The sequence below is a fragment of the Tritonibacter multivorans genome, from assembly GCF_001458415.1.
Classification (GTDB): domain Bacteria; phylum Pseudomonadota; class Alphaproteobacteria; order Rhodobacterales; family Rhodobacteraceae; genus Epibacterium; species Epibacterium multivorans.
Genome location: NZ_CYSD01000040.1, coordinates 36,649 through 51,985 on the forward strand (window position 1 = coordinate 36,649; position 15,337 = coordinate 51,985).

Here is a 15,337-nt window from a genome sequence, read left to right on the forward strand (position 1 = left end):
AGGCACAGGGGGGATTGGGTCGAGGCGGATGCTCAGGTTGTTGTCGGAGACAGTTGGAACGGGCGATCGGCAAAGCGGCGGACGGTATCCAAGACCCGCGTGCCAAGGTCGCGGGGGCAGAACATATCGTCTTGCCATTGGGGATCCGGAGCCGAGCTTCGCAAATGTAGCATATCCTCAAGCGAGGTGATCAGCCCGCTTTTGGCAAACAGCTTGCGCATCGGCTCCACCAGCGGATCGACATAGTTGTCGACAAAATCCAGATGCACCATGCAGGGCACGCCTGCACGGATCACGTCAATGGCCGCGGTCGAGGTGCAGGTGATGCCAAGGGCTGCGGTCTCGAGCGCCTCATCCATGGTACAGGCGGTGAGCTTGAGGTTGGCCGGGACGTCCGAAAGCTCGGTCAGCAGACCCGGGTAGTCGTGTTTTTCCAGATGTAGGTGTTTTTGGTTTTCGCCGGGCAAATGGCGCAGCTTGATCCAGACGGTGCGGTCCGGATTGGCGCGGGCCATGGCCGCCAGTGCTTGTAGTATGTGCAACCGCCCGCGCCGGGTGCTTGGTGAAAGTGCCTGCGTGAAGAAATAGATGTCGCGGCGGCTGGCCAGATCTTCGGGCGACAGGGTCTGGGGCTGTAGGAAAGACGGGTGGCCAAAGCCTACTTCCTGCCACATCATGTCATCCCAGCCTTCGGCGAGACCCGCATAAACTGGCAGCTCGCTGTGTGGAAACAGATAGACCCCATCGCAGTTGCGGCGGCGGAAATAGCCATTTTGTGGGAAGAAATCGAGCCCACCCAAAAAGGCCAGCACACAGGGTCGGTCTTTGCGGACCGACAGGACTTTGCGGCGCATCTGTGCCCCCAGCGGTCCATAAACACGGCTGGTCAAAATTGCGCGGTATTCGGACCCTTCCATCAGCTCAGCAAAGGCGTTTTTGCCATGCACGGCATGATCGGGACCTTCGGGAAGAAGCTGTGACATTTGTCGGTACGACAGGGCATTTTCGCCAACCACCCAGCCCATATGTACCACCAAATCGGGATCTGCCGCCTGCAGGCAGTCGCGCATGCGGCGGGCAAAAAACAGGGTGGAGTCATCGCTGAACAACAGCAGTACCGGGCGCTCCAAAAAGGGCAGTGGCGTTGGCTCTGGTGGGGTTAAGTCACGAAGCGCGGCAGCCAGCGGGGCCAGGTCGGGCAGCAGGTTCATGTGTTTTGTTCCGATGCACGCGGCACCTTGCCCGGCTGAGAGGACGCGATCTGCGCCTCAAAGTGGGCGAGGATGTCAATCTGCCTCTGATTGTGGCTGCGATGGGCGCTTTTTAGATGTTCCAGTTGCAGCGCCTCATGCTGCACCGCCCGGGACAGCATCTGCAGCGGAGCGCCGAGGCGTGCGCGAGAGAGTCTGTAAATCGCCTTTCCCAAGGCGGTCTTCTTTAATTTTGCAATCATCCCTGCCGCACCATTGGTCGCGTATTTTCCTTCGGGATTTACACAAGCAGGCGAGGCTTGTAAACGATGGGACAAGCCTGCCTGTTGCTTTGCCGACGGGTGGTGACAAGATTGACCGTTCATTGAACAGATTACCCCTCAGGCCGTCCGGATCTCCCCCCATGCCCCAAGATATTCCTTCCGCATCTGCCACCACGGCCTGCATCATTTTGGCACGCGGCGGCTCTAAGGGGGTTCCCGGCAAGAATTTGCGCCCAGTGGGCGGTGTGTCGCTGATTGGCCGGGCTGTTCGGGCGGGACGTGCGGCGGAACAGGTGGCTGCTGTCTATGTGTCGACCGATGATGCCGAGATTGCCGTCGAGGCAGCACTGCATGGGGCGCGTATTATTGACCGTCCAGCAGAGCTGTCCGGCGACACCGCCACCTCGGAATCCGGCTGGCTGCATGCGGTGCCGCTGATCCGCGAAGATCTGCCCGCTCTGGATAAACTGGTGTTCCTGCAGTGCACCTCTCCGTTCACCACGGGCGCCGATATTGACGGTTGTCTGGCAGAGATGATTGCCAAATCCACCGATTGTGCGCTGTCGGTCACGGAAGATCACTCTTTCCTTTGGGGGTTTGATGCCGAGGGGCGCGGTGTGGGGATCAACCATAACGAGCGAGAGCAGCGCAAGCGTCGGCAGGACCTGCCGTCGCAGTTCTGTGAAAGCGGCGCCATCTATAGCGTGCGGCTGGAGCCGTTTTTGCGCACCGGCCAACGTTTCTGCGGCTCGGTGGCGCTCTATCCGGTGAACCACCCGCCGGTGGAAATCGACACGCTGGATGATTTTGCGCTTTGTTCGCAGCTTGCGCAGGCAGGTGGGGCCTGTGAAATCAGCGCTGACCGTCTGGCGCGCGTCAAAGCGATCGTGATGGATTTCGACGGGGTCCATACTGATAATCTGGTGATCACCGACCAAAACGGCATTGAAAGCGTGCGCACCTCGCGCGGAGATGGCATGGGGCTTTCGCATTTGCGCAGCTCTGGGCGCTTTGCGATGATGATCCTGTCCAAAGAGCGCAATCCGGTCGTGCTGAAACGTGCCGAAAAGCTGCAGCTCGAAGTGCATCACGCAGTGGATGACAAGGTCGCGGCGCTGGAAAGCTGGCTTGGCGATCGCGGGCTTGGCTGGGACGACCTGCTTTATGTGGGCAATGACGTCAATGACCGTGGCGCGATTGAGCATGCAGGGCTGTCGGCCTGTCCCAGTGACTCTCATCCCGAAATCTTGGGCATAAGCGATTGGATCCTGCCGTTGCCGGGCGGCCATGGCGCCCTGCGGGCCATGGCGGATGCCATTTTGTCGGCTCTTGCGCCTGCTGCGGAGCAGGATCGCTGATCATGACGGCGCGACCCTTTGTTGTCGCAGGCAACGGTCCGTCCATTACTGAGATCCCGGCAGGGATAATCCAGCCCGATGATTTTATTATCCGGGTCAATAATTTCTTCTTTGAGCCCAAGTTTTATGTGGGGGATCGCGTTGATCTGGCCTTTATGGCAGGGGATCCGCGCGTTGCGCCTTTTATGTTTGAAACTCTCCATCGCTGCCGTCAGGATTATGACTTGCAGGCTTGGACGAGCCATAACCCAAAGGTGGTGCGCGCCGGGCAGCGTCGTTTTGGGGCCAGTTATCAGCCGATGCGCTACCGGGATGCGGCAACCGAAGCTGCGGTGGCGACGCTGATTGCGCAATTTGGTCGCCACCCCACCAGTGGGGTCTATGCGGTACTGGCGGCCCATGCTCTGGGCGCCACGGACGTGATCTTGGTGGGGGTTGATTTCTATGATGGCCCGCGCCGCTACCCCTATGAGCTGGGACCCAATTACCGGGCGCTGATGGGGCAGGATCTGGGCGTGCGAGGGCTGGATGGCCATCTGCATGATGTGCAGCTGGATCTGGCGATCCTGCGCTATCTGACCGAGGAAGGTGGCGTGCGGCTGCTGTGTGCAGCGCCCGTTCCTGCGGCGCTTGCAGATCTGGCCGCGCCTGCGCAACCTCGTGGCTTGCCTGCGCCGACTGATCTGAATACCGACCCTAATACGGGTCAAAACGCCGATTTTTTCCGAGGGCATGAGGCTGAGTCTATTGCCCGCAACGCGCCGTCTGATTGGGCCTCATGCAGTGGCCTCTACCCAATTGCAGTGTTGAAATTTCTGCGGTGGGGCAGCGCCCTCTTTCGCAAACTCAAAAAGGACATCTGACATGGATTCATCTCGGGATTGGCAGACCGAGCTGCCGCTGTGGCTGGAAAAACAGGCGCTGCCTTTGTGGAGCACAGTTGGTGTGGACACCGCCACGGGAACGGTCTGGGAAGCGCTGAACCATGCGGGCGCGCCGCTGGCGGGTATGGAACGTCGCCTGCGGGTGCAGGTGCGTCAGGCCTATTGTTTTGCCAAATCTGACATCCCGGCGCAGCGTGCTCTGGCGCTGCAGCTGTTCCGCTTTGCAATGGATCATGGCTTTGATGCAGGCAGTGGTCTGCTGGCCGCGCGCCTGGCCCCTGACACAAGCATTCTGAAAGCGCCCCATGATCTTTATGACATTGCTTTTATGTTGCTGGCCGCCTCAGCGTTGATTGAGGCAGGATTTGACGTACACAGGGATCTGGAGCGCCTCGAGGCAGAGCTGGACAAGCTGAAAGCGCCGCGCGGCTGGTACGAGAACGCCGCCCGCGATCTGCCGCGTCGTCAAAACCCGCATATGCACATGTTTGAAACCTCCACCGCGCTGTTTGCGGCCACCGGTGAACTCCGCTTCCGCGATATGGCCGAGGAGTGCTTGGGCCTGTTCCGCGAGGTGTTCCTGGCGGAAGACAGCCGGGTGCTGGAGTATTTCGATGGGGACTGGGCGCCGCTCACCGGTGACGCGCAGGTGATTGAACCGGGTCATATGGCGGAGTGGGTTTATCTCCTGGACCGCTACGAGACCGTGACCGGTCGCGACAGCGGCGTGGCACTGCCCCCCCTGTTTGCAGCCGTTTGGGCGCGCCGTGACGCTGGTGGGCTGCTGCCTGATCGGTCTGAGCCGGTGCAATCTGACAGCCGCCGCCTCTGGCCGCAGACCGAATTGTTGAAAGCGGGGATCGCGCTGAGCCGCCGTGGCGTTGAACTGCCCGCAGAGGCGCAGCCCGACGCGGTTCTGGCACGCATGTGGCAGCAATATCTGGAAACGGAGGTGCCGGGGGGCTGGTATGACAAGCGCAGTCTGGATGGGGTGCTTGTGTCGGACAATATGCCCGCATCTACCTTCTACCACATTCTGGTGGCGCTGCGGTTCTACCTGTCTGGAGGCACCTCCATTTAAGGCGAGGGGAAACCGATGGCGCGGCCGGTTTGACGACATTCCAAATCGCTCTGGATCCCCCGCCCGGAGCCTGTCTCCGGGCGGGTTTTGGATCAGAAGAAGCGAATATCGTCGGCCAGCGCCGCCAGCGCCTCTTCGCCAAAGAGATTGGTGATGGTCAGGATATCCCCATCGCCAAAGTCGAGCACCAATGCGTCACTGGTGGTTGCGCCAAATTGCGCCAGCACCTCGTCGGCATCACTCAGTCCGTCCAGCAGCTCCAGCGACAGGTTCAGCTGATCTTCGCCCAGACGGAAATCTTCGATCTCGTCCTCATCATAGCCCAAACCATAGATAAAGGTATCGGCCAGCGTGCCACCGCGCAGGATGTCATTGCCGCTGCCGCCATCCAGACGGTCAATACCCTGGTTGCCCTCCAGGCGGTCGTCGCCCTCCAAGCCACGCATGGTGTCATCGCCGGAGCCGCCATAAAGCAGATCCTCGCCTGCGCCGCCCGACAGGACGTCTGAGCCGAAGTTGCCAAAGAGCGTGTCATTGCCATTGTTGCCAAACAGCACATCCCACGCAGATCCCCCCGACAACCAGTCATTGCCGTCATTGCCTGCCAACTGGTCGTCGCCAGACGAGCCGACAATACTGTCATTGCCTGCGCCGCCATACAGGCTGTCCCAGCCTGACCGGCCGTGGATGGTGTCATCGCCGCTGCCACCATCTACCCAGTCGACGCCATCACCGGCGGAGACATAGTCATCACCACGGCCTCCATAGATAGTGTCGAGCGAGGAATTGCCATAGAGCTCATCATTGCCCTCATCGCCACTGATATAGTCTTCGCCGGTGCCCCCCACCAGAGAATCATTGCCGTCTTCGCCATAGAGCGAGTCAAACCCGGCATTGCCCTCCAGACTGTCATTACCGGCCCCACCAGAAATCGTATTGGCCGTCGCATTGCCGATCACGGTGTCATCGCCATTGCCAAGGCTTGCGTTTTCAATCACCGTGCCGCGGGCAATGCCAATATTGCCTGTCAGACCGCCGACATCGGAATAGGTCATATCGTTCATATTGATCCGATTGGCGGTGTGGATATGCGTCAAGTTGAGCAAATCCGTGCCATTGGCGTCGTAAATGGTGAAGGCGACCGCCGCGTCGGTTTCACCATTCAGCAGATCTTCAAAATAGCCTTCCAGATTGGTTTCATAGCCCCAAGTGGTGTCTCCGGTGGTGGGGCTGGACACCTCAGGCGCCCCGTAGAGGTTCTGAATGGCGACAATATCGGCCATCATTGCGGTGACCGGGAGCGCATAATCCGCATCGATTGTCGAATTCTCGGTTTGGGAGAAATAGGACATGATCGAGATCTGCCAGCTATCATTGCTGAAGGTCTCACTGCTGCCGTAGGTGGCACTGCCATTGTATTGCCCCTGGTGCCCCAGACCCAGCGCATGGCCGATTTCGTGAATGTAGGTGGTCAGGGAGTAGCTGTCGATGCTGGTGCCGGAACCGTCTAGCCAGTTGGTGGAGACGTTCACATGCGAGGCGTTGATATAGCCATAATAGCTCACGTCGCTTGTGGAATAGGCCCCGCTTTCATCGTCATCAAAGGTGATGTCAAAGTCGTAATCGGCCTCAACAAATGTAATATCTGCCACCAGTTCCCAGGCCTGAAACGCCCATTGGGCCAGACGTTGCCCATCGGCGGTTAGATTGCTGATATCGACCCGGATTTCGTTGCTGATGCTGGTGTCGAAACGCCGCCCGGACTGTCCGCTGTCTTCCCAGTACCCATCGGTGAGGTACTCGGCCAGCGTGTCCAGATCCCCTTCGGTTGCGCTCGGGGTCGGGGCGGGTCCGGTGCCCACATGAGAGACCACCAGATCATAGGTCCCAGCAAAGCGATCCTGATAGGAGCTGACGGCAATGTAATAGGTGCCGCTGGTGCTGGCGGTATGGGTCAGCAAAGAGTCGTAATTCCCGTAGCCGGCATCGTCATTATGCGCGACATAATTGCCGTTGGCATCATAGAGCGTCAGATAGCTGTCCAAGAGCGTGCCGCCCCCGCCCCAATAGGCGTCAATATCAAACTCATAGGCCTGACCCGCCTCGAGCTCTACAGCGATCCAATCTTCTTCATCTTCGCCAGTCGCGGCCGACAACGCGCCGCTGAATGTGTCCCCAATGTTCAGATAGTAACTGGTCGAGGTGCCGCCCTCCGCATCGCGGTCTTCGAAGATGGTTTGGCCCTCATTATGCCCGCCAGTATGACGCGAAGGATCAAAAGTCTGTGTCAGCGCGCAAAGTTCACACATGATGCAGCCCTCCAGCAGACAATATCATTTGGGTCTTGAGCAGTTGTTCAGGAAAAGAAGAAAGCAGAAAAGCCATAGAGTGTAGAACTGTCCGTTAATAAAAATGAAGAATGCCTGAAGTGTTTTATAAGTCATGTTAACAAATGGCGAAATCAAAAGTGAATGGGTGTTGTGGCGCTAAAGTCGATATAACCCTATTTTGTCGCAGGTGCGCATTTCGTGCAGTAGGATTTAGACATGGAAATCGCCTTTGCGCATGGTCTTGAGAACCCGATCAGGGTCCACCTCGCCGATAGGGGCGGCAGAGCCGGTGACGAAAACGGTTTGCGTAGGTGAAGGGCCCTTAGAGGCCTGTTCCTTAAATGCCGACAAAGAGCGCGCGGATGAAAATCGTCTCCGTGCGATCCCTATATCAGCATGGCTCCGCCCCGGCCGCTGTGTCACATCCGGGGGCAGGGACCCAAGCCGCGGGCCTTAGCCGCGCGCGTAGACGTCCTCGTAGCGGACAATATCATCCTCGCCGACATAGGCGCCGGTCTGCACCTCGATCAGAACCATCGGCACTTTGCCGGGGTTTTCCATCCGGTGGACACAGCCCAGCGGCAGGTAGACGCTTTCGTTCTCGGTCACCAGTTTCACCTCGTCATCCACGGTGACACGGGCGGTGCCTTCGACCACGATCCAGTGTTCAGAGCGGTGGAAGTGGCTTTGCAGGCTGAGGGAGGCGCCGGGGTGCACCATGATCCGTTTGACCTGAAACCGTTCGCCCACCACAAGGCTTTCAAACCAGCCCCAGGGGCGGTGATCCTTGGGGAAGGTCGTGGCCTGGGCAGATCCTTTGGCCTTCAGCGCGGTGACGGCTTTTTTCACATCCTGCGCGCGCGACATATCGGCCACCAGAACCGCGTCATTCATCGCCACCGCCATGATGTTTTCCAGACCAATGCCCACAACCTCGAGCCGCTCACTGTCCGACCGCAAAAGCGTATCTTTGCAGTCAATCGCCGTGGCCTCGCCGGTGGTGACAACACCATCTGCATCGGGGCCCGCCTCGCGCCAGACCGCATCCCAGCCGCCCAGATCAGACCAGGCCGCATCAAAAGGCACGACCGACAGGTTCTCGGCCTTCTCCATCACCGCATAATCGATCGAGATATCCTCGGCCTCGCCCCAGGGGCTGGGCGCCAGACGCAGGAACCCCAGATCCACCTCGGCCGCGTCCAATGCGGCCTGCACCGGCGCAATCAGCGTGGGCGCATGGGTCTGGAAGGCGGCAAGAATGTCTTTTGCGGCAAAAAGGAAGATGCCCGCGTTCCATTTGAAATTGCCGGCCGCGAGCATTTCGGCCGCGCGGGTGGCATCGGGTTTTTCCACAAATCGTTTCAGCGCCACCGGGTTTCCTGAGGCATCCGGGGTCTCGGCCAGTTCCAGATAGCCGTAAGCCGTCTCGGCGTGGCTTGGCTGAATACCAAAGGTCACCAGCTGCCCTGCCCGCACCGCCTCAAGCCCGCGCTCAATCGCGGCATGGAAGGCGGCGACATCGGGCACCACATGATCGGAGGGCGCCACCAGAAGAATGGCGTCAGGGTCCTGCGCCGCCGCACGCAGAGCGGCGGCCAGAACCGCAGGGGCGGTATTGCGCCCTTCGGGTTCGATCAGAATAGCGCCGGGATCTATGCCCACCGCCTGCAGTTGTTCGGTGACAATAAAGCGGAAGTCAGAGTTGGTCAGCACCATAGGGGCCGCGAAGCAGGCCTCGTCCTGCTCCTCGATAAAGAGCCCAGACAGACGTTTGGCCGAAGCCTGAAACAACGTCTCTTTGCCCATCAGGGGCACAAATTGCTTTGGGTAGCTCTTGCGCGACAGGGGCCAAAGGCGGGTGCCAGAGCCACCACAAAGAAGAACGGGGGTAATGGTCATAGATTGTACCTGAAATAGGACTCTTTGGAAGTGTTGTACGGGTTTCCCAAGCGGTGCTCAACTGAGGCGCAACCGCAAGATCCGTCGTCCCTGCGCTCAGCGTTGTGGGACATAGTCCTGCTCGGTTAGAACGAGGGAATGGGTTTTGTCCAGATGGCCATGTCTTCGATCATGCCCTCTACCGTCAGGAGAACATGTGGAAGGTGATGTCCGCGTCGCTGATCCGGGCGGCGGTCAGGCGGCCGGTGGCATAGGCGCCGGTGTCCACATTGATCCGGCCCGGGGTCAGCGTTGGCACCGGGACGATCGTGTGGCCATGCACCACCCAAAGCCCATCGTCGCGTCGCGTTTTTTCAAAATTTGGATGCCCCCACCTGAGGGCGGCCGTGTCCTGTTGAGCCATGGGCCGGGACGGGTCTGCACCGGCGTGGGTGACCGCGACATTCCCGGTTTGCCAGAAGGAGGGCAGGGCGCGCAGCCAGTCCAGAAGCGCCGGGCCCATGGCCTCGACCAGGGCATCACGGGCCGCGCCAAGCCGGTCGGGGGAGGCGGTGTCCGTGATCCCGCCAATGCCAAAGCTCGCCAGCGTCTGCACCCCGCCATGGCGCAGCCAGCGCGGGCCGTATGTGGCGGGATCATCAATAAAGCTAAGCATCATCTCTTCGTGGTTGCCCATCAGGCAAATGGCCTCGGGCAGCTCTTTGAGGGTCAGAAGCACCTCAGCGCTGAAATCGCCCCGATCGATATAGTCGCCGACAAAGATCAGCTGGTCGATATGGCCCAGATCGGGAAAGGCCTGCAGCAGATCCACGCGCCCGTGAATATCGCCGACAACCGCGATGGTCTGGCCGGGGCAGGGCGCGGGTAACGGGGGGGCGAGGCGTGCACGCAGGTTCTGAAACAGGGAACGGATCATCTTCTGGTTCTGCCAGATTTCTGCCCTTGACCGCAATATCGTCCGCCACAGGTCAGGGGGCGGGCCGGTGCGGCGACCGCTATGCCCAGAGCCTCTTTTTGATGATCCGGCGCACGGTGCCAAGGGTCGAGCCCAGCTTTTCCCGCAGGGGCAGGGTCAACCAGATGCCAAACAGGTCGAGGTTCTGGAAATTCGTATTGGGCAGCCGGAACAGGCGATGCGCCATGCGGCGCCCCCAGATCGCGCCTTTCTTGCGCAGCAGGCCGTCCTGGGATTTATCAAGCTTCCAGGTCTCGGCCGGGGTGGCCTGCAGATAGCCTGCGGCAATAGCGCCTTCGATGATCTCTTTGCCCAGTTTGGTGCGGGCGACAATCAGGGAAAAGCCGGGGTTTTCGCCATCCGGTTCCTCGTACCAGGGATCGCCGCAGGAAATATCGGCAAGTTCCCCCGCCCCATCCGGCCACAGCTGCGTGGCCCAGGGGCGGAACCGTTGCAGATAGGCCCAGCTTTTCTGGTAGATCCAGTGCTGGCGCGGGTCCTGGCCTGCGTTGCGCGTGGTGAAATAGCCGGGCCAGCCGTGCCCGCGGTAGCGCAGGGTCTCGAGCCCCTCTTCGGGCACGTCAAATTCCCCCATCAGCTTGCGCGTGGCCAGGGTCGGCGGGGTTTCGGCGCAGAAGAACGACATGGTGACGCCGATGTTTTTCGCCAGCGCCGGGATTTCGGCCATGGCATTGCGGGTGGCCACGATTTCCACCGGCTTGCCGATCACAACACAGGGCGCAGGCGCGGCTTCCACCTGTCCCAGCCCTTCGCAGACCGAGGCCGGCGAATAGCGCGATCCAACCACCGCCAGCAGGTCGTCGCGGCTGCGCGACAGGCGGGTTTTATTGCGAATGGGATCTTCGGGGTTTTCGCCCGTGTGCAGGACACCGTGATGACCCAGTTCATTCAGGCAATAAAGCGACAGGGCGGTCAAGGCGCCGCCAGAGCTGCCTTTGAAGCGGATCTCTTCGTCACTGGCAAAGCCTTCCCAGATGCCGGTGATCGCGCCCCAGTTGCGTTCGGTGGTCTTGTCGACAGCGGGGTCGTAATCGGGGCGGGATTTCAGGATCCCGAAATCGGCATTCACGGTCGGGCAGACCTTGGTTGCCAGCGCGCGCGTCTGGGCGCTGATGTCGGGAGAAATCTCCGGGCGCAGCCCGACCGCGTCGATGTCTTTCATCGGCGCTTTGTCTGCACCGCACACATAGCTGCACACACCACATCCCAGACACAGCAGGGGGGCATGTGTTGCACTGCTTTTTCCGCTTTTTGTCACTGTCGCGCCTTTATATTCGTCGCCGCCTAACAATCATGACGAGACGACAACAACAAGACAAAGACTGGGCGATTGTCCGCGGGTCAGGGATTTGGCCGAAACCTGTATCCTTTCTGCGGCAATCGCCCAGCTATTGTGCGCCCTCAAAATCAGGGCATCTGTCTGTGTCCGATCAGAACTCGACTTCAAGGTACTGTTGCGGGATGAATTCATACAGCGTGTCGGTTTGCAGGTTCAGATGGCCACCGGGGTCCGTCGCCGTGAAGGACTGCCCGTCGTCATAGAGCGTTGTGCCGCCCCAGCCTTTGCCGCCGCCATCGGCCATCCAGCCCTCGGAGTCATTGCGACCAATCCAGAGGTTAAACGTGCCGCTCAGCGCTTCGCTGTAGGTGAATTCGATCGTGTCTTCGTCAACAATATGGGCCGAGACAATCTCACCGGGGGCAGAGCCCTGATTGCTGCGATAGATGCCGATCCCGAAATTGTCCGGCACGCCGGCAAAATCATCATCTGCATAGACATCCGGGTTCGATTGCAGGGCGCCCACGACATTGGCAAAGTCGATCTGGAACGTATTGCCGCCCATGGCGCGCACGGCCTCAATGGTGATGGGGGCAACCGGGGTGCCGTCCATATTGGCCTGAATATGCGTGCCGATCTGCGTGCCCATCATATAGTAGCCTTCGCCGCTGAGATGGGCATTGGAGGCCTGGCCGCCGGCGGGATATTGCGCGTTGAACATCCATTCGGTGGAGCCGAGGAAAATATCCGGGTCGTCCTGAATGGCCTGGAACTGTTCACCGGTGGTGGTCTTGCCGCCAAAGCCGCGCACAATGGTGGAATACATGTTCACGTCAAAGTCGCTGCCAAAGATCGAGGTGGCAAAATCCTGCACCTCGTCGAGATGGGCCGAGAGACCATCGGAATAATCGCCCTCAGAGCCCGACTGCCCCTGAATCCAGACCAGTTCGATCTGCGGGTCAATGGTATAGCCCATGCTGTCGGCGTGCGCCTTGAGCAGCTCCAGCTGGCCGGTCAGACCGTCCAGCGTGTTTTCGCGAATGTAATCCAGCGATTTGCCGGACTGCCCATAGTGGAGCGAGACAAAGGTGGTATCCGGGTTGGCCTCGGCCAGCACATTCATGGCGCCGGTTGCAGGGGTTTCCTGGGCCACTTCAAACCGCGGGGTGAAGCCATTGAAGGCCTCGTCATCCACCGCTGCGGTGTCCCAGCCCCGGGCGCCGTTCTGCGGATTGTCGAAATCCAGCATCAGCGAGTTTTCATATTGCGGACCGGTGTTGACCCAGTCGCGCCCGGTGGCGCCAAAGGCCAGGGACTGGCCGCCAAAGATCACGATCTTCAGGGGGTTTTCTGCGGCTGCGGGCGGGTCTTCGGCGGGGGGATCTGCGGGGGGATCTGCGGGCTCTTCGGCGCCGCCCGTATCCCCACCTGTACCAGCTCCGGTGTCCTCGTCGGCATCGCCACCGGTCTCACTGCCCGTGTCATCCCCTGTATCTGTGTCTTCATCTGCGCGGAACACAAACATATCGGACAGGTCTGCCTCGGTTGTGTTGTCAACGCGCAAAAGCGTGTTGTCTTCCAGCCGGATGTCCAGACGTGCCCCGTTCTGGGTGATCGTGGCTGCGTCCAGAACCGTCTCATCGGCGAGCGAAATCTTGTCCTGACCCAGTTCGAAATCGGTGATGCGCACGACGTCATCGCCGTAGTTCACCTCAAAGATATCGGCGCCTGCGCCCCCTTCGACCCAGAAATCCTGGCCGCTGCCTGCGATAATGTAATCGTCGCCATCAGAGCCAAAGATCTTGTCGCGGCCATCGGTGCCCTCAATCAGGTTGACGGAGCTGTCGGAAGCGATGGGATCAAAGTTGATGGAGTCTGAGGGAAGATCTGCTTTGAAGGCGAAAATCTCGCCAAGATCGGCTGTGGTGACGCCATCGATGCGCACCAATGTGCCATCTTTCAGACGGATGTCAAAACGGGTGCCGTCCTGCGTAAAGGTAGCGCCGTCCAGAACCGACGGGTCATTGAGAACGATCTTATCCTGGCCCAGCTCGAAATCGGCAATACGCACGACATCATCGCCGTAGTTCACCTCGAACGCGTCTGCGCCGCCGCCGCCCAGCAGGTAAAAATCCTGCCCGCCGCCGGCGATAATATAATCCGCCTCATCGGTGCCAATAATGTTGTCCCGGCCATCCGTTCCAGCGACCACATTCATTGCAGTAAAACCCAAAAAGGATGTCGCCTGTGTCATTGTCACGATCCACTCGAATAATGTTTTCACCGGTTTCTCATTCCCTCAGGATTGGTATTTTTTTGTGGCTTTTTGGCGTTGAAAGGTAGCTTCTCCTACACCTCAAAACCGAAGATTAAGTGTCAATTTTACGCGTCTCGGCCGTTCGTTGCTCATTCGCGGTGCGCAGAGCGATATTTCGCGCAGTGTTTTTGCGCAGTGTATTGGGGCAGTGTTTTCAGACGGTGTTTCAGGCGGTGACCTTTGCACTGTCACAGGCTTTGCAGTATGGGCGGTTACATACAGGGTTTTGCAATCATATTGTCGGGAGCATCGCAGCAGATGACACAGTCCAACGGTTCGTCGCAGAAGGTCAAACGGGCGGGGCTCAACCGTCTGCACCGGGTGCGCTATTTGGTGATCGATCTGGTGCGCTGGTACTATCGCCGTATCTGGGGGCTGGACCTGCATCCGACCTGTCAGTTTTCGCTCTCGACCAAGTTCGACAAGACCTGGCCCAAGGGCGTGCATGTGGGCGCGGACAGCTATGTGGCCTTTGATGTGCGCATCCTGTCCCATGACATGCCGCGCGGGTTGTTTACCGACACCTATATTGGCGCGCGCTGCTTTATTGGCGGCTCCAGCATCATTATGCCCGGTGTGCGCATTGGCGATGACTGCGTCGTGGGGGCGGGCTCTGTGGTGACCAAATCGGTCCCCTCGGGCAGCATTGTGGCGGGCAATCCGGCGCGGGTTCTGCGCTCTGGGTTGAAGCTCGGGCAATACGGGCGCCTGCCCGAAGCCGATGCGATCGAGGCCAGCAAGGCGCTGGAAGAACACAGCGCCTAAGCGTCAGGCTCAGGTTCAGGCTCAGGTTCTGACTTAGGCGTCGCGCAGCGCCGCGACCTCGGGCCAGTTGGTGATCTGTTCGGAATAGGGCTTGCCGCCGGACACTTTCTGCAGACGCGGGATGGGGTCGAACTGATCGTCGATCCCCATCAGCGCCGCCATCTGTTCAGACAGCCCGTCGGCAAAGCGGGTGCGGCCGCTGTCGGCGGGGCTGGTCTCGTCGGGCACAAACAGATCCTCGTAGCAAAGCTCGACAAAATTCTCCTGACCGGCAAAGATGTCCCGGATCACATCATGGGTGGCATTGATCTGCGCGATCTGCGCTTTCACCGCCTCCGTGTTGATCTCAAAAGGTGCAACCTCCTGAGCGGCCGCCCCCTGATAGCTGTGAAAGGCGCCGCGCCGTTCGGCGATCTGGCCAGAGGTATAGCGCGCCACAAGATCCTTGCGCGTCAGCAGAACCACCGGCGCCTGCGCCTTTTTCAGCTGGTGAAACAGATCGAAATCCGGCCCCGGCATACGCCAGTTTCCCTCAATCAGATGCAGGCTTTCTATTTTCAGGTCAAACAGGCAGCGCATGGCCGGTTTGCGGCGCACAAGCTGCGCACAGAAGCGGTAAAACTCCCGCTGCATCTGTGTTGGTCGCAGCGGCCAGACCCACAGCACCCCGCGGCTCAGCCATTGGAAGTAGGAATAGTAGCTTTCTTCGCCCAGCACTTCGCCAAAGGTCAGAACCTGCGGGTGGGTGCCGAGGAAATCCGCAAAAACGGTCGACCCCGAGCGCCCGTAACACAGCAGAAACACCCCCCGCCCGTCCATCTGGCGCAGATAGGCCTCGGGCGTGGGGCGGTTGTCAAAGTTCTGTTTGCGGCGGAAGAGCATGTTGTAATAGGGGCGCAGGGCGCGCAGGCGTTCACGTACAGCTGGAATATGCAGAAGGCTTGTCATCGTTTCACGCCAATAATTTCCTTAAC

12 protein-coding genes are annotated in these 15,337 nt (G+C 59.6%); 4 read left to right on the top strand and 8 right to left on the bottom strand.

The annotated features are described in order from the left end of the window. Nucleotides 1-32: 32 nt before the first annotated feature. Nucleotides 33-1,211: a DUF6716 putative glycosyltransferase gene (locus TRM7557_RS15350; RefSeq protein ID WP_058291107.1), complete on the bottom strand. Its 1,179-nt coding sequence runs from the start codon at nucleotides 1,209-1,211 to the stop codon at nucleotides 33-35. Then, nucleotides 1,208-1,576, bottom strand: coding sequence for a hypothetical protein (locus TRM7557_RS15355; RefSeq protein ID WP_131727563.1), 369 nt, complete (start codon nucleotides 1,574-1,576; stop codon nucleotides 1,208-1,210). The genes TRM7557_RS15350 and TRM7557_RS15355 overlap by 4 nt, the downstream gene beginning before the upstream one ends. 38 nt (nucleotides 1,577-1,614) lie before the next feature. Between TRM7557_RS15355 and TRM7557_RS15360 the strand changes: the two genes are divergently transcribed. Genes TRM7557_RS15360 through TRM7557_RS15370 form a run of 3 tightly spaced genes read left to right on the top strand, consistent with a single transcriptional unit; the run spans nucleotide 1,615 to nucleotide 4,797 of the window. Beyond that, nucleotides 1,615-2,832 carry an acylneuraminate cytidylyltransferase gene (locus TRM7557_RS15360; RefSeq protein ID WP_058291109.1) on the top strand — a complete coding sequence of 406 codons (1,218 nt, stop codon included), beginning with the start codon at nucleotides 1,615-1,617 and terminating at the stop codon, nucleotides 2,830-2,832. 2 nt (nucleotides 2,833-2,834) lie between these two features. Next, complete coding sequence (locus TRM7557_RS15365; protein WP_058291110.1) at nucleotides 2,835-3,695, top strand: hypothetical protein; 861 nt, start codon at nucleotides 2,835-2,837, stop codon at nucleotides 3,693-3,695. 1 nt (nucleotide 3,696) lies between these two features. After that, nucleotides 3,697-4,797, top strand: a complete 1,101-nt coding sequence (locus TRM7557_RS15370) for an AGE family epimerase/isomerase (protein ID WP_058291111.1) — start codon at nucleotides 3,697-3,699, stop codon at nucleotides 4,795-4,797. Nucleotides 4,798-4,889: 92 nt separating this feature from the next. Here the strand turns inward: TRM7557_RS15370 and TRM7557_RS15375 are convergent, their stop codons facing one another. From TRM7557_RS15375 to TRM7557_RS15395, 5 genes are all read right to left on the bottom strand, one after another. Continuing rightward, nucleotides 4,890-7,106: a M10 family metallopeptidase C-terminal domain-containing protein gene (locus TRM7557_RS15375; protein ID WP_058291112.1), complete on the bottom strand. Its 2,217-nt coding sequence runs from the start codon at nucleotides 7,104-7,106 to the stop codon at nucleotides 4,890-4,892. A 474-nt stretch (nucleotides 7,107-7,580) separates the two neighbouring features. Next, nucleotides 7,581-9,026 carry a mannose-1-phosphate guanylyltransferase/mannose-6-phosphate isomerase gene (locus TRM7557_RS15380; protein ID WP_058291113.1) on the bottom strand — a complete coding sequence of 482 codons (1,446 nt, stop codon included), beginning with the start codon at nucleotides 9,024-9,026 and terminating at the stop codon, nucleotides 7,581-7,583. 184 nt (nucleotides 9,027-9,210) lie between these two features. Further along, on the bottom strand, nucleotides 9,211-9,942 hold the full coding sequence (locus tag TRM7557_RS15385; RefSeq protein WP_058291114.1) for a metallophosphoesterase: 732 nt from the start codon (nucleotides 9,940-9,942) through the stop codon (nucleotides 9,211-9,213). Between the two features lie 79 nt (nucleotides 9,943-10,021). Further along, nucleotides 10,022-11,164 carry a Coenzyme F420 hydrogenase/dehydrogenase, beta subunit C-terminal domain gene (locus tag TRM7557_RS15390; RefSeq protein WP_131727564.1) on the bottom strand — a complete coding sequence of 381 codons (1,143 nt, stop codon included), beginning with the start codon at nucleotides 11,162-11,164 and terminating at the stop codon, nucleotides 10,022-10,024. A gap of 268 nt (nucleotides 11,165-11,432) precedes the next feature. Beyond that, entirely contained in the window at nucleotides 11,433-13,535 is a 2,103-nt protein-coding gene (locus TRM7557_RS15395) for a calcium-binding protein (protein WP_058291115.1), read from the bottom strand. Nucleotides 13,536-13,856: 321 nt separating this feature from the next. Here TRM7557_RS15395 and TRM7557_RS20435 point away from each other — a divergent pair, with 321 nt between their 5' ends. Further along, nucleotides 13,857-14,363, top strand: a complete 507-nt coding sequence (locus tag TRM7557_RS20435) for an acyltransferase (RefSeq protein WP_058291116.1) — start codon at nucleotides 13,857-13,859, stop codon at nucleotides 14,361-14,363. A gap of 33 nt (nucleotides 14,364-14,396) precedes the next feature. On the opposite strand, the gene TRM7557_RS15405 is transcribed toward TRM7557_RS20435, so the two are convergent. Beyond that, nucleotides 14,397-15,311, bottom strand: a complete 915-nt coding sequence (locus tag TRM7557_RS15405) for a hypothetical protein (RefSeq protein ID WP_058291117.1) — start codon at nucleotides 15,309-15,311, stop codon at nucleotides 14,397-14,399. Between the last annotated feature and the right edge of the window lie 26 nt (nucleotides 15,312-15,337).

What these genes read in the sequence shown, in the direction of transcription:
- TRM7557_RS15350 (WP_058291107.1), bottom strand. Translation starts at nt 1,211, where the DNA reads ATGAACCTGCTGCCCGACCTGGCCCCGCTGGCTGCCGCGCTTCGTGAC.
- TRM7557_RS15355 (WP_131727563.1), bottom strand. Translation starts at nt 1,576, where the DNA reads ATGAACGGTCAATCTTGTCACCACCCGTCGGCAAAGCAACAGGCAGGC.
- TRM7557_RS15360 (WP_058291109.1), top strand. Translation starts at nt 1,615, where the DNA reads ATGCCCCAAGATATTCCTTCCGCATCTGCCACCACGGCCTGCATCATT.
- TRM7557_RS15365 (WP_058291110.1), top strand. Translation starts at nt 2,835, where the DNA reads ATGACGGCGCGACCCTTTGTTGTCGCAGGCAACGGTCCGTCCATTACT.
- TRM7557_RS15370 (WP_058291111.1), top strand. Translation starts at nt 3,697, where the DNA reads ATGGATTCATCTCGGGATTGGCAGACCGAGCTGCCGCTGTGGCTGGAA.
- TRM7557_RS15375 (WP_058291112.1), bottom strand. Translation starts at nt 7,106, where the DNA reads ATGTGTGAACTTTGCGCGCTGACACAGACTTTTGATCCTTCGCGTCAT.
- TRM7557_RS15380 (WP_058291113.1), bottom strand. Translation starts at nt 9,026, where the DNA reads ATGACCATTACCCCCGTTCTTCTTTGTGGTGGCTCTGGCACCCGCCTT.
- TRM7557_RS15385 (WP_058291114.1), bottom strand. Translation starts at nt 9,942, where the DNA reads ATGATCCGTTCCCTGTTTCAGAACCTGCGTGCACGCCTCGCCCCCCCG.
- TRM7557_RS15390 (WP_131727564.1), bottom strand. Translation starts at nt 11,164, where the DNA reads ATGAAAGACATCGACGCGGTCGGGCTGCGCCCGGAGATTTCTCCCGAC.
- TRM7557_RS15395 (WP_058291115.1), bottom strand. Translation starts at nt 13,535, where the DNA reads ATGACACAGGCGACATCCTTTTTGGGTTTTACTGCAATGAATGTGGTC.
- TRM7557_RS20435 (WP_058291116.1), top strand. Translation starts at nt 13,857, where the DNA reads ATGACACAGTCCAACGGTTCGTCGCAGAAGGTCAAACGGGCGGGGCTC.
- TRM7557_RS15405 (WP_058291117.1), bottom strand. Translation starts at nt 15,311, where the DNA reads ATGACAAGCCTTCTGCATATTCCAGCTGTACGTGAACGCCTGCGCGCC.